This window comes from Massilia sp. DD77 (assembly GCF_036961685.1).
Taxonomy (GTDB): domain Bacteria; phylum Pseudomonadota; class Gammaproteobacteria; order Burkholderiales; family Burkholderiaceae_D; genus Telluria.
In genome coordinates, this window is the sequence record NZ_JBAMDH010000003.1 from 92,935 (window position 1) to 106,155 (window position 13,221).

Consider the following 13,221-nt stretch of genomic DNA (forward strand, 5'->3'; position numbering starts at 1 on the left):
GACGCGGTGATAGTTATCGGCGCCGTTTCAGCACACGGACCGGCAAACGTGATTTGAACGCGTCGGCGACTGTAATTCGGGCCACTGGCCCGAATTACCCCGCCAACCCTACCGCACCTGGAAGGGCAGGCCAATATCGTTCCAAAAACCCTCTTCCTTCTCGAACCACGGCGCCAGGGTCGGATGCTTCGCCAGCAAATCCGGCGGCAGCTCGATCTCCACTTTCCCTTTGAGCCGCAGCCTGAGCCCGGCCAGGTCCTCGTCCGCCCGCGCATGCATGAACACCACCGCCAGCCGCAGCGCCAGCATCGCCTTGGCCAGGTCCGCCTCGCCCAGGGACTCGCGCACCTTGCGCAGGTTGCCTTTCTGCCCCAGCACCAGGGTGCTCATCAAGCGCTGCTCGCGCGTCGTGAAACCGGCCAGGTCCGCATGCTCGACGATATAGGCGCCATGCTTGTGCGCCCCCGTCATCGACACCGCCAGCCCGATCTCGTGCAGCATGCCGCTCCAGGCCAGGTAGAGGTGCAGGCTGTCCCCCTGCGGCTGCAGCTTCCCGTATATGGCGGCGGCAATGGCGGCGGTGCGCATGGCGCGCTGGGGGTCGGCGCCGAAGCGGCGCAGGCAGGCGCGGATCGCGGCGTCGCGCCGGTCGCGGTGGGTGGCGCGCAGTTCCAGGTCGGACAGCACGCCCAGGCGCAGGCCCGCATTGATGGCCGTAAGCCGGGGAATCCCCAGCTCCTGCATCACGCCGATCAGGACCGTCAGCCCGCCCACCATCACGGGCACCCGCTCCTTCTTCACGCCCGGCAGCAGGAAGGCATCGACATGGCCCAGCTCCAGCAGGATGTCGCGCAGCGCATGCAGGCTGGCCTGGGACACGCTGCCATCGCCGATCTGGTTGCGAGCGATGACCTCGGAGATCGCCCGCATCGTACCCGAGGACCCGTAAGCCGCGTCCCAGCCTTGTGCCTGGTACTGCGCGGCGGCATCCTCGAAGCGGGCGCGCGCGGCGGTGACGGCGGCGTCGAAGTTGCTCGCCAGGATGCGGCCGTCGGCGAAATAGGCCGCCGTCTGCGGATGGGTGCCGATGCCGAAGGATTCGACCAGGGTGATCTCCGGCCCCGTGCCGGTGATGACTTCGGTGGAACCGCCGCCGATATCGACCACGATGCGGCGCTCGTCCGGCTTGTCGATGGCGCGCGAGACGCCCATGTAGATCAGGCGACCCTCTTCCTCGCCCGAGATGATCTCGATGGGGTAGCCGATCGCCTGCTCGGCCAGCGGCAGCAGGACGTCGGCGTTGCGCGCCACGCGCAGGGTGTTGGTGGCCACCACGCGCACAGCGTCGAGGTGGTATTCGTCGAGGATGGCGCGGAAGTCCTGCAGGCAGCGGATGGCGGTGCGCATCGCCGCCTCGCTCAGCATGTTGCCGGCGTCCAGCCCGGCCGCCAGGCGGATCGGGTCGCGCGCGGTGCGCACGATGTGCATGCGGCCGCCGGCCGGTTCGCCGATGTGCAGGCGGAAGCTGTTGGACCCGAGGTCGACTGCTGCGAACATGGTGCCCCTTCGGATGAGTGTTCGAACGGGCGGTCCAGGCGCCGCCCTGCCACGCGGAGTATACCGCCTGGCAGGGCGCACGGCGAGCGCTAGGCGCGCGGACGCGTGCGGCGCAGGCTGAACCAGGTGCCGACGACGACCGGCGCGCCGAGGGCCAGGGCGGACACGACATCCCAGATGTCGTCGCCGAGCAGCGCCGAGGTCAGGCCGACGATGGTCAGGACGGCCAGCAGCAGCGGCGCGCCCCAGATTTGCATGGTGGTGCGGGTCATGAAGCCTCCTTGCGCACGAGCGCGGGAATCTCGCGTTCCGGCGCGGCTTGCGCGTGCGCGGGTGCGGCGGCGGCAGCCTTGGCATGGCGGCCGCGTTTGAGCCACAGGTACAGGCCCGTGACGAGAATGACGATGGTGGCGATGTCGAGCATGGCCCAGAAGAATTTCATCCACTGGCCGCCGTAGTCGCCGAAGTGCAGCGGCTGCGACAGCAGCAGCGCGGTGAGGTACCAGGGCAGCTCGCGGCGGTCGGTGATCTGGCCGGTCTCGGCGTCGATCAGGACCGGCTTGTACAGGCGCGAGCTGAAAGCCTCGTCGCCGCGCATATAGATGCCGTAGTGGTGCGAGCTGGTGAAGGGCGTGCCGGGGAAAGCCACGAAACCGACCTTCATGCCCGGCTCCGCGCTTTCCGCGCGGTGGATCGCCTCGTGCACCGAGGCCATCCTGGTCGGCGGCGGGCTGCCCTCGTAGGGTTTCAGCATCTCGGCGATCTCGGTGGTCTGCCAGACCTTGAGCAGGACGTCGGCCCAGGTATTGACCATGCCGGTGGCGCCGACCACGAAGGCCCAGACCAGGGTCACGATGCCCAGCAGGTTGTGCATGTCGAGCCACTTCAGGCGCGGGCTGCGCTCGCGCCGCACGGCGCCGAACTCGAGCTTGCGCATGAACGGCGAGTACAGCACCGCGCCGCTGACGATGGCCACCAGCAGGAGCAGGCCCATGAGACCCAGGAACAGCTTGCCGTACAGGCCCGCGAACAGGTCCACGTGCAGGCGGAACATGGTCGACATGAAGGCGCCCCCTTCGAAGGCGGGCTCGGTGATGACCTTGGTGGTGCGGGCGTCGACCGCGATCGGCTTGTAGTGCTCGTCGTTTGGATGGTCGCCCAGGGTGACGTTCCAGATCGCGGGCTCGTCGGCCTCCTGCGACATGTACATCATGATCTTGTTGGGATACAGCTCCTTGGCGGACGCGATCACGGCGTCGATGTTGCCGCGCGGCGTATCCACCGGCATGACGGGTGCTTCGACATCGGTGCCGAGCAGGTGGCCGATTTCGTGGTGGTAGATCAGCGGCAGGCCGGTCAGGCACAGCAGCAGCATGAAGACGGTGCAAACCAGGCTGCTCCACTTGTGGATCCAGCCCCAGCGGCGCAGGGAAACGGGCGACATGAATAGGTGGTCGGATGAGGTCGACAAATAATAATGGTTCTCATTTACAGAAGCAAGCGTTAGCGCTAAAATGATAAGCATTCTCATTTAGAAAAAGAGCAACATCCATGCGTTCGCAACACTTCCGCCGCACTCCCCTGGCGCTTGCCGCCGCCCTCCTCGCCGTCGCCACCGCCCACGCCCAGGAAACCGCCGAGCAGCCGATCCAGACCGTGGTCGTCAGCGCATCGGCCGACGCCTCATCGCAAGGCCTGCCCTCGGCCTACGCCGGCGGCCAGGTGGCCCGCGGCGGCCGCCTGGGCCTGCTGGGCAACGTCGACATCATGGACGCGCCCTTCAACGCAACCAACTACACCCAGGCGCTGATCCAGGACCAGCAAGCGCGCGGCGTGGCCGACGTGCTGCAGAACGACCCGTCGGTGCGCGTGGCCCGCGGCTTCGGCAACTACCAGGAGCTGTACATGATCCGCGGCTTCCAGGTGAACTCGGACGACCTGGCGTATAACGGCCTGTTCGGCCTCTTGCCGCGCCAGTTCGTGGCGTCCGAGCTCCTCGAGCGCGTCGAAGTGCTGCGCGGCGCCAACAGCTTCGTCAACGGCGCGGCCCCGGGCGGCGGCGGTATCGGCGGCGCCATCAACCTGCTGCCGAAGCGCGCGCCGAATGCGCCGTTGTCGCAGGTGACGGTGGGCGTGGAAACCGGCGGCCAGGCTTATGTCGCGGCCGACGTGGCGCGCCGCTTCGGACCGGAGAACCGCGCCGGCATCCGCGTCAACGCCGTGCGCCGCGACGGCGACACCGCGGTCGACCGCGAAGCGCGTGAACTGAGCGTGTATTCGGTCGGCATGGACTACCGTGGCCGGGGCTTCCGCTTGTCGGCCGACGTCGGCCACCAGGACCACAGCCTGACCGGCGCGCGTCCGAGCGTGACCTTGGCCGCGGGCGTGCCAATGATCGCGGCGCCCGAAGCAGACAGCAACTTCGCCCAGCCCTGGACCGTATCGGAAGAGCGCGACACCTTCGGCACCCTGCGCGGCGAGATCGACCTGCCTGGCGGCGCCGTTGCCTGGGCGGCCTTCGGCATGCGCAAGGGTGACGAGTTCAACATTATTTCGTCGCCGACCGTGACCGCCCCCAATGGCGGCGGCACCATGAGCCGCTTCGACAACGTGCGCGTCGACCACGTGCGCACCGGCGAAATCGGCGTGCGCGGCGAACTGCGTACCGGCCCAGTGAAGCACAGCCTGAGCGCGACCGCCTCGGGCTTTCATTCCGAATCGAAGAACGCCTACGGCATGAGCGACTTCTCGGGTTTCGCGGCCAATATCTACCGCCCTAGCGACGTAGCCGCGCCCTCGGCGCGCTTCTTCACCGGCGGCGACATGAACGACCCGCTGCTGACCGCCAAGACGATCCTGTCGAGCTATGCGGTGGCGGATACGCTGTCCTTCGCCAACGACACCATCCTCCTGAGCGTGGGCGCACGCCACCAGAAGATCAAGGACTTTGGCTACGACTACAACAGCGGCATCCAGTATTCGGCCTACGAAGAGAGCGAAGTTACCCCGCTGGCGGGCCTGGTCTTCAAGCCTGTCAAGAACGTCTCGCTGTACGCGAACTACAGCGAAGCCCTGCAAAAGGGCCCGGTCGCATCGGGCACCGACATCGTCAACGTGGGCGAAGTGTTCGCGCCTTTCGTCTCGCGCCAGAAGGAAGTCGGCGTCAAGTATGACGGCGGCCGCCTGGGCCTGAGCGCCGCGCTATTCAGCACCAGCCAGCCTTCGGCCTACGTCGAGAACCGCCGCTTCGGCGTGTATGGCGAACAGCGCAACCGCGGCCTGGAAGTCTCGGTCTTCGGGAGCCCGCTGCGCGGCCTGCGCCTGCTGGGCGGCCTGACCCTGCTGGACGCGGAGCAGCGCCGCACCGCCGGCGGCGCGAACGAAGGCAAGGACGCCATCGGCGTGCCGAAGACCCAGCTCAACCTGGGCGTGGACTGGGACGTGCCGGGCGTGCAGGGCCTGGCGCTGAACGCGCGCACCGTCTACACCTCGGGCCAGTACGCGGACGCGGCCAACACCCAGAAACTGCCGTCGTGGGCGCGCCTGGACATCGGCGCCAGCTACGACCTGCGCGTCATGGAGCGCGACGTGACCCTGCGCGCGCGCATCGACAACGTGACCGACAAGAACTACTGGGCCTCGGCCGGCGGCTATCCGGGTTATGGCTACTTGGTGTTGGGCGCGCCGCGCAGCGTGGTGGTGTCGGGGTCGATCGACTTCTAAGCCGCTCCCATGCAGGCCGGCTGAGCCCCGGCGTCAAGCCGCCTGACGGTGTTCGCGCACCATCCGCTCGAAGTCGCGCCCGTGCAAGGGGCGGCTGAAGTAATAGCCCTGCACCTCGTCGCAGCCCCGGCCCACCAGGTAGTCCCACTGGGCCTGGGTTTCGACGCCCTCGGCGATCACGCGCAGTCCAAGCTCGTGGGAGAGCGAGATCATGGCCGACACCATGGCCGAGCTGCTGGCATCCTGCCCGATATCCCGGACGAAGGACTGGTCGATCTTCAGCACGTCCACCGGGAAGCGCTTGAGGTAGGACAGGCTGGAGTAGCCCGTCCCGAAGTCGTCGATCGACAGGTGCACGCCCATCGCCTTCAGGGCGCGCATCGTGGCAACCGCCATTTCCACGTCTTCCATCATCAGGCTCTCGGTCAGTTCGATCTCGAGGCTGGTGGCCGGAAGCCCTGTCTCGCGCAGGACCTCGGCAATCAGGGCGGGCAGCGCGGCGTCCCTGAACTGGCGCGACGACAGGTTGACCGCGATGCGCAAGGCCCCCAGGCCGGCGCGCTGCCAGGTGGCTGCCTGCGAGCAGGCGGCGCGCAGCACCCACGTGCCAAGCGGCACGATCAAGCCGGTTTCCTCGGCCAATGCGATGAACCGGTCGGGGCGCATCATGCCCAGCTGCGGATGGCTCCAGCGGATCAGCGCTTCCATGCCGATCACGGCGCCGCTGGCCAGGTCGACCTGGGGCTGGTAGTGCAGTTCGAACTCCTCGGCGTTCATCGCATGGCGCATCGCATCCACCATCGCCAGGCGTTCGAGCGCGCGCTCGTTCATGCTCGGCAGGTAGAAGCGGAAGGTGTTGCGCCCGCTTTCCTTGGCCCGGTACATCGCGATCTGCGCATGCTTGACCAGGCTGTCGGCATCGCCGCCGTCGCCCGGGTAGCCCGCGATACCGGCGCTGCCGGTCAGGAAGACACGCTGTCCGCCTTCGCCAAAGGGCTCGGCGATCGCCGCCAGCACCTTGCTCACCGTGGCCGCGGCCTGGCTCTCGTCGGCGCGGTTCTCGAACAGCAGGACGAATTCATCGTCGCCGGTGCGGGCCACGGTATCGGTGGGCCCGACCGCGGCCAGCATGCGCTCGCCGGCCTGGCGCAGCAGGCGGTCGCCGGCGGCCGGGCCCAGGCTGTCGTTGACGTGCTTGAAGTAATCCAGGTCGAGCACGGCCACCCAGACCGGCGCGGCGTCCGAGCGCGCGAACGCCAGCGCGCGGTCGATACGGTCGGCCAGCGCGACCCGGTTGGGCAAGCCGGTCAGCATGTCGTGGCGGGCGCGGTGTTCCAGCGCGGCCTCGTATTGCTTGGCGGTGGTGACGTCGTACTCGAAGATGACGAAGTAGTCGGTGACGCCGTGCTCGTTCCTGATGGGGGCCAGGTAGGCTTCCTCGAAGTAGGATTGGCCGTCCTTGCGCCGCAGTTGCAGCAGCACGTGGGCCTCGCGCCCTTCGACGATGGCGTTGCGCAGCTCGTGCAGGCCCGGCTGGTCGTCGACCCCGAAGGCCAGCAGTTCCAGCGGCCGGCCGAGCACTTCCTCGGGGCCGTAGCCATGCATGCGTGTAAAGGCCGGGTTGACAAGGATGATGGGCGCGCCCGGAGAACGGGCGTCGACCAGGGTCACCGAGTTGGCGCTCGATTCGATGGCGCGCTGGTGCAGCCGGAGCGCCTCGGTGGTGCGGTCCAGGTCGGCCGTGCGCTGCTCCACCAGGTCCTCGATCAGGCGGGTGCGCTGTACCCGGCCGTGCACATAGGCGGCCGCCACGCAGCCCAAGGCCAGGCGGGTGAGCAAGGCCAAGGCCGATTCCGGATGGGCGGGCGCGCGGTCGCGTCCACGCCTCTTCAGTTCCATACCTGCTCCGCTGTGAAGCCTTGGCACCAGTGTACGCCTCGCCTCACGTTCGGGGAAAAGAAAAAAGCCACCGTGCGGTGGCTTTCGTTTTGGAAACTCGGTGACTATTGCTGCCCTACCGCGGCCGCGCCTCATCCTTGACCGCGGCCAGCGCCATCTTTTCCACCAGTCCAGGCGCCAGCAGCTTGAGCAGGCGTCCGAGCTTGCCCTTTACGCTCATCACGACCTCGCGCCGGCGCCGCTCCATGCCGTCGATGATCAGGCGCGCGCACTCCTCCACCGGCATCGCATTGTCTTCCTTCAAGCCGCTGACGCCGGCCGCTTCGCCCTTCGCGTTGTAGCCGCGGTAGCGGATCCGGGTCGCCACCACGCCGGGATAGGCGGTGGTCACGCTCACCCCGGCGGCTTTCAGCTCGATGCGCAGGGCTTCGAAGAAACCGGTCATGGCGAACTTGGTTGCGCTGTAGGCGGTGCGTCCCGGCACGCCCACCAGCCCCGCGAGCGAGGACACCGCCACGATACTGCCGCGCGCCGCCTTGAGGTGCGGCAGCGCCGCCCGGGTGCACCACACGCTGCCCCACAGGTTCACGCGCATCAGGTCCTCGTACCAGCCGAGGTCCTCGACCTGCTCGAACAAGGCATGCGCCGAGCGTCCGGCATTGTTGACCAGTATGTCGATGCGGCCGAAACGCGCGACCGCGCCGTCGACCAGGGCGCGGCAGTCTTCCTGGCGCGACACGTCGGTCGGGATGGCATGCGCCTGGGCGCCAAGCGCCCGGCATGCGGTGGCGACGGCCTCGAGCTGCGCGGCATTGCGCGCCGCCAGCACCAGCGCCAGCCCTGCGCCTTCCCTGGCCGCCATCTGGCGCGCCATCTCGGCGCCGATGCCGCTTGATGCGCCGGTGATGATCGCCACGCGCATCATTTTTGCGCCTTCACGATCTGCAGCGCGCTCGCAATCACGGTGCTCATGTCGCCCATGTTGGCCGGCACGATCAGCGAGTTGTTGGTCTTGGCGAGCTTGCCGAAGGCGTCCACGTAGTGTTCGGCCACGCGCAGGCTGACGGCGTCCATGCCGCCCGGCTCGCGGATGGCGGCGCCGACCTGGCGCAGCGCCGAGGCGCTTGCCTCCGCCAGCGCGACAATGGCGTTCGCTTCGCCCTGCGCACGGTTGATCGCGGCCTGGCGTTCGCCTTCCGAGCGCGCGATGGCGGCTTCGCGCTCGCCGCTGGCGATGTTGATCTGCTCCTGGCGTCTTCCTTCAGACGCCGCAATTAATGCCCGTTTTTCGCGTTCGGCCGTGATCTGGCGCTGCATCGCGTGCAGGATCTCGGCCGGCGGAGTCAGGTCCTTGATTTCGTAGCGCAGCACCTTCACGCCCCAGTTGGCGGCCGATTCGTCGATCGCGTTGACGATGGTGGTGTTGATGTGGTCGCGCTCCTCGAAGGTCTTGTCCAGCTCCATCTTGCCGATCACCGAACGCAGGGTGGTCTGGGCCAGCTGGGTAATCGCCTGGATGTAGTTCGACGAACCGTAGGAGGCGCGCATGGCGTCGGTCACCTGGAAGTACAGGATGCCGTCCACCTGCAGCTGGGTGTTGTCGCGCGTGATGCAGACCTGGGGCGGCACGTCGAGGGGGATCTCCTTCAGGCTGTGCTTGTAGGCGATGCGGTCGATGAAGGGCACGACGATGTTCAGGCCCGGAGCCAGGGTCGCATGGTACTTGCCGAGGCGCTCGACCACCCAGGCGTGCTGCTGGGGCACCACATTGATGGTCTTGAAGACAAAGACCAGGGCGATCCCGAAGATCACCAGCGCGACGATACTGAACATTTCCATTGGCATCCCTTGGCGTGGAGTGGGTTAATCGTGTTTACTTATGCTTCGGCGACCACCAGGCGGTTGCCGTGGACCTCGACGATGCGGAAGTCGCCCGGACGGTCCGAAGCGCCAGGCCGCAGCTCGACGTCCCATAGCGCGCCGCGGTACATCACGCGGGCGCGCCGGTCCTGCCATTGCGGCACGCTGACGCGCTGGCCGATGTCGAGGTTCATGTTCGGGTCGTTGGCGGCTTCGCCGCGCGCGGCCCGGCCGAAGCGGCTGCGGCGCAGCACCAGGGTGGCCGCCACGCCGAGCGCCGCGGCCACCAGGGTTTGCAGCGGACCGCTGGCCCCGGCAAGCGCCGCCAGCGCGCCGGCGCACAGGCCGAGCGCGATCATCAGCAGGTAGAAGGTACCGGTGAACAGCTCGGCGATCACCAGGATCCCGGCGCCGATCAGCCAGATCGTCCAGTCGGACATGATGCGGTCTCCTCGTCAGGTAAAAAAGAAAAAACCCCCGGTACCCGGTACGGGTAGCGAGGGTTCTGCGTCTTCGGTGCAGAGCGATGGTGTGGTCTAAGCGGCAACGAAATCATTGAGCCCAGTGTAGCACCTGCAGCCACACTGGGGAAGACTTCCTTTGCCGAGCTACCTGCTCACCGCGGGCCGGCTTGCATCGACGCCAGCTTCTGCCAGGTATCGATCACCGAGTCAGGGTTCAGCGACATCGATTCGATGCCCTGCTCCATCAGCCAGACCGCGAAGTCCGGGTTGTCCGACGGGCCCTGGCCGCAGATGCCGATGTACTTGCCCTGCTCGCGGCAAGCCTTGATCGCCATCGACAGCATGGCCTTGACGGCCGGGTCGCGCTCGTCGAAGTCCTTGGCCAGCAGCTCCATGCCGGAGTCGCGGTCCAGGCCCAGGGTGAGCTGGGTCAGGTCGTTCGAACCGATCGAGAAGCCGTCGAAGAACTCGAGGAAGCGCTCGGCCAGGATGGCATTGGACGGCACTTCGCACATCATGATCAGGCGCAGGCCGTTTTCGCCGCGCTTCAGGCCGTTCTTGGCCAGCAGCTCCACCGTCTTCTCGGCCTGGCCCAGGGTACGCACGAAGGGCACCATCAGCTCGACGTTGGTCAGGCCCATGTCGTTGCGCACGCGCTTCATGGCCTCGCATTCCATCTCGAAGGACTCGGCGAAATCCTCGGCCAGGTAGCGCGCGGCGCCGCGGAAGCCCAGCATCGGATTCTCTTCGTCCGGCTCGTAGCGCGAGCCGCCGATCAGCTTCTTGTACTCGTTCGACTTGAAGTCGGACAGCCGCACGATGACGGGCTTTGGCCAGAAGGCGGCGGCAATGGTTGCCACGCCTTCGGCCAGCTTGTCGACGTAGAAGGCGCGCGGCGAAGCATGGCCGCGGGCTACCGACTCCACCGCCTTCTTCAGGTCGGCGTCGATGTTCGGGTACTCGAGGATGGCCTTCGGGTGCACGCCGATGTTGTTGTTGATGATGAACTCGAGACGCGCCAGGCCAACGCCGGCGTTCGGCACCGACTGGAAGTCGAAGGCCAGCTGCGGGTTGCCGACGTTGAGCATGATCTTGGTCTTGAGCGGCGGCAGCGTGCCGCGCGAGACTTCGGTGACCTCGGTTTCGAGGATGCCGTCGTAGATGCGGCCTTCGTCGCCTTCGGCGCACGAGACGGTGACGAAGGTGCCGTCCTTCAGCACGTCGGTGGCGTCGCCGCAGCCGACCACCGCCGGCACGCCCAGTTCACGCGCGATGATCGCCGCGTGGCAGGTACGGCCGCCGCGGTTGGTGACGATGGCGGAAGCGCGCTTCATCACCGGCTCCCAGTTCGGATCGGTCATGTCGGCCACCAGCACGTCGCCCGGCTGCACGCGTTCCATCTCCGACGGGTCGGTGATGACGCGCACCGGACCGGCGCCGATCTTCTGGCCGATCGCGCGGCCATGGGTCAGCACGGTGCCCGAGCCCTTGAGGGTGAAGCGCTGCTGCGCGTCGGTCGCCTTCTCTTGCGACTTCACGGTTTCCGGGCGCGCCTGCAGGATATAGAGCTTGCCGTCGCGGCCGTCCTTGCCCCACTCGATGTCCATCGGACGGCCGTAGTGGTTCTCGATGATGACGGCGTACTTGGCCAGCTCGACCACCTCGGAGTCGAGCAGCGAGTAGCGGTTGCGCAGTTCGATCGGCACGTCCACCGTCTTGACCGAGCGGCCTGCCTTGGCTTCCTGGGTGAACTCCATCTTGATCAGCTTGGAGCCGATGTTGCGGCGGATGACCGGCGACTTGCCCTGCGCGAGCATCGGCTTGTGCACGTAGAACTCGTCCGGGTTGACGGCGCCCTGGACCACGGTCTCGCCCAGGCCGTAGCTCGAGGTCACGAAGACCACGTCCTTGAAGCCCGATTCGGTATCGATGGTGAACATCACGCCGGCCGCGCCCAGGTCGGAGCGGACCATGCGCTGCACGCCGGCCGACAGCGCGACCTCGGCGTGGGTGAATCCCTTGTGCACGCGGTAGGAAATCGCGCGGTCGTTGTAGAGCGAGGCGAAGACGTGCTTCATCGCTTCGAGCACGTTGTCGATGCCGACCACGTTCAGGAAGGTCTCCTGCTGACCGGCGAAGGAGGCGTCGGGCAAGTCCTCGGCGGTGGCCGAGGAACGCACGGCGAAGGACATCTCGGTGCTGGAGTCCGCCACCAGGCGTTCGTAGTAGGCGCGGATTTCCTGCTCCAGGCGCGGCTGGAACGGGGTCTCGATGATCCATTGGCGGATCTCGGCGCCGGCGCTCGCCAGCGCGCGCACGTCGTCAATGTCCAGGCTCTCGAGGCGGGTGGCGATGCGGTCGGCCAGCGAAGGACCGCCATTCACGCTGTGCGACAGGAAGTCGCGGAAGGCGTCGGCCGTGGTGGCGAAGCCGCCCGGCACGCGCACGCCGGCTTCGGCGAGCTGGCTGATCATCTCGCCGAGCGAGGCGTTCTTGCCGCCGACCGACTCGACGTCGGTCATGCGCAGGTTCTCGAACGCGGCCACGTAGACCTTGTCCGCACCGCTTGCCTGGTCAGGCTCCTTCAACACTCCAGTTGCTAGGTTAGTCATGGTAAAACACCCTTACTTGATGATAGAAACCTGTTGGCGCCAGTGCCGGGCAGCGGAGATGGTTTCTTGTTATTCTGTCCGCGGTGCAGCACAATGCACATCCGTTGCCAAGCATTTTAACCCGCGAAAGGGTGATGTACAGCACACAATCCTGCAAGTTTGTCACCATTGCCCAGCGTTTGCACACAATGACCGAAGAAATCCGCCCCGCCTTCCCTCCCTCGTCGCGCACCGTGTTCTTCGTCTCGGACGGCACCGGCATCACGGCGGAGACCTTCGGCCACGCCGTGCTGAGCCAGTTCGAAATGCGCTTCCGCCAGATCCGCATTCCCTTCATCGACTCGATCGACAAGGCCTACGACGCGGCGCGCCGCATCAACGAGAGCTTCGTGCGCGACGGCCAGCGCCCGATCGTGTTCTCGACCCTGGTGAAGCACGACCTGTCGAGCGTGATCCGGGCGGCGAACGGCATGCACATGGACCTGTTCCAGACCTTCGTCTCGCCGCTCGAGCAGGAACTGGGCATCAAGTCGACCCACACCATCGGCCGCATCCACAACGCGGTGGACACCGAGGAATACAAGAACCGCATCGAGGCCATCAACTTCTCGCTAGCGCACGACGACGGCCAGTCGCACAAGAACCTGGCCGAGGCCGACGTGATCCTGGTGGGCGTGTCGCGCTCGGGCAAGACGCCGACCAGCCTCTACCTGGCAATGCAGTACGGCCTGAAGGCGGCCAACTACCCCCTGATTCCCGACGACTTCGAGCGCGGCAAGCTGCCTTCCTCGCTGCCGCCCTTCAAGGCCAAGCTGTTCGGCCTGACGATCACCCCCGAGCGCCTGTCGCAGATCCGGAACGAGCGCCGCGCCGGCAGCAAGTACGCGTCGATCGAGAACTGCCGCTACGAGGTGAACGAGGCCGAAGCCATGATGAAGCGCGAAGGCATCCGCTGGCTGTCCTCGACCACCAAGTCGATCGAGGAGATCGCCACCACGATCCTGCAGGAGATCAAGCCGGACCGCAGGGAATACTGATCATTTGACAATTGGTGTGGCCGGAATGCCACGGCTTCCTCCGGGACGCCGTGCGTGTCTGTGGTTTTA

General features: G+C 66.7%; 10 protein-coding genes. 2 read left to right on the forward strand and 8 right to left on the reverse strand.

Going from position 1 to position 13,221, the window contains the following annotated elements; genetic code table 11:
* Positions 1-108: 108 nt before the first annotated feature.
* The 3 genes from V7778_RS02330 to V7778_RS02340 form a co-directional block, all read right to left on the reverse strand.
* Complete coding sequence (locus V7778_RS02330; RefSeq protein ID WP_335551741.1) at positions 109-1,557, reverse strand: Ppx/GppA phosphatase family protein; 1,449 nt, start codon at positions 1,555-1,557, stop codon at positions 109-111.
* A gap of 89 nt (positions 1,558-1,646) precedes the next feature.
* A complete protein-coding gene (locus tag V7778_RS02335; RefSeq protein WP_335551742.1) occupies positions 1,647-1,829 on the reverse strand; it encodes a hypothetical protein in 183 nt (60 codons plus the stop codon).
* Positions 1,826-3,001 carry a PepSY-associated TM helix domain-containing protein gene (locus V7778_RS02340; RefSeq protein WP_335551743.1) on the reverse strand — a complete coding sequence of 392 codons (1,176 nt, stop codon included), beginning with the start codon at positions 2,999-3,001 and terminating at the stop codon, positions 1,826-1,828. The genes V7778_RS02335 and V7778_RS02340 overlap by 4 nt, the downstream gene beginning before the upstream one ends.
* Before the next feature lie 107 nt (positions 3,002-3,108).
* On the opposite strand from V7778_RS02340, the gene V7778_RS02345 reads away from it, so the two are divergent.
* Positions 3,109-5,280, forward strand: a complete 2,172-nt coding sequence (locus V7778_RS02345) for a TonB-dependent receptor (RefSeq protein WP_335551744.1) — start codon at positions 3,109-3,111, stop codon at positions 5,278-5,280.
* A 33-nt stretch (positions 5,281-5,313) separates the two neighbouring features.
* Here the strand turns inward: V7778_RS02345 and V7778_RS02350 are convergent, their stop codons facing one another.
* The 5 genes from V7778_RS02350 to ppsA form a co-directional block, all read right to left on the reverse strand.
* Positions 5,314-7,179 carry a putative bifunctional diguanylate cyclase/phosphodiesterase gene (locus V7778_RS02350; RefSeq protein WP_335551745.1) on the reverse strand — a complete coding sequence of 622 codons (1,866 nt, stop codon included), beginning with the start codon at positions 7,177-7,179 and terminating at the stop codon, positions 5,314-5,316.
* A gap of 115 nt (positions 7,180-7,294) precedes the next feature.
* Positions 7,295-8,101, reverse strand: coding sequence for an SDR family oxidoreductase (locus V7778_RS02355; RefSeq protein ID WP_442920686.1), 807 nt, complete (start codon positions 8,099-8,101; stop codon positions 7,295-7,297).
* Entirely contained in the window at positions 8,101-9,012 is a 912-nt protein-coding gene (locus tag V7778_RS02360) for an SPFH domain-containing protein (RefSeq protein ID WP_373888903.1), read from the reverse strand. Before V7778_RS02360 ends, V7778_RS02355 begins: the two co-directional genes overlap by 1 nt.
* A 44-nt stretch (positions 9,013-9,056) precedes the next feature.
* Positions 9,057-9,479 carry an NfeD family protein gene (locus V7778_RS02365; RefSeq protein WP_335551747.1) on the reverse strand — a complete coding sequence of 141 codons (423 nt, stop codon included), beginning with the start codon at positions 9,477-9,479 and terminating at the stop codon, positions 9,057-9,059.
* A gap of 176 nt (positions 9,480-9,655) precedes the next feature.
* The gene (gene ppsA / locus V7778_RS02370; RefSeq protein ID WP_335551748.1) at positions 9,656-12,115 is read right to left on the reverse strand and encodes a phosphoenolpyruvate synthase; all 2,460 of its coding nucleotides are present in this window, start codon (positions 12,113-12,115) and stop codon (positions 9,656-9,658) included.
* Positions 12,116-12,303: 188 nt separating this feature from the next.
* On the opposite strand from ppsA, the gene ppsR reads away from it, so the two are divergent.
* Complete coding sequence (gene ppsR / locus V7778_RS02375; RefSeq protein ID WP_335551749.1) at positions 12,304-13,152, forward strand: posphoenolpyruvate synthetase regulatory kinase/phosphorylase PpsR; 849 nt, start codon at positions 12,304-12,306, stop codon at positions 13,150-13,152.
* Positions 13,153-13,221: the final 69 nt, after the last annotated feature.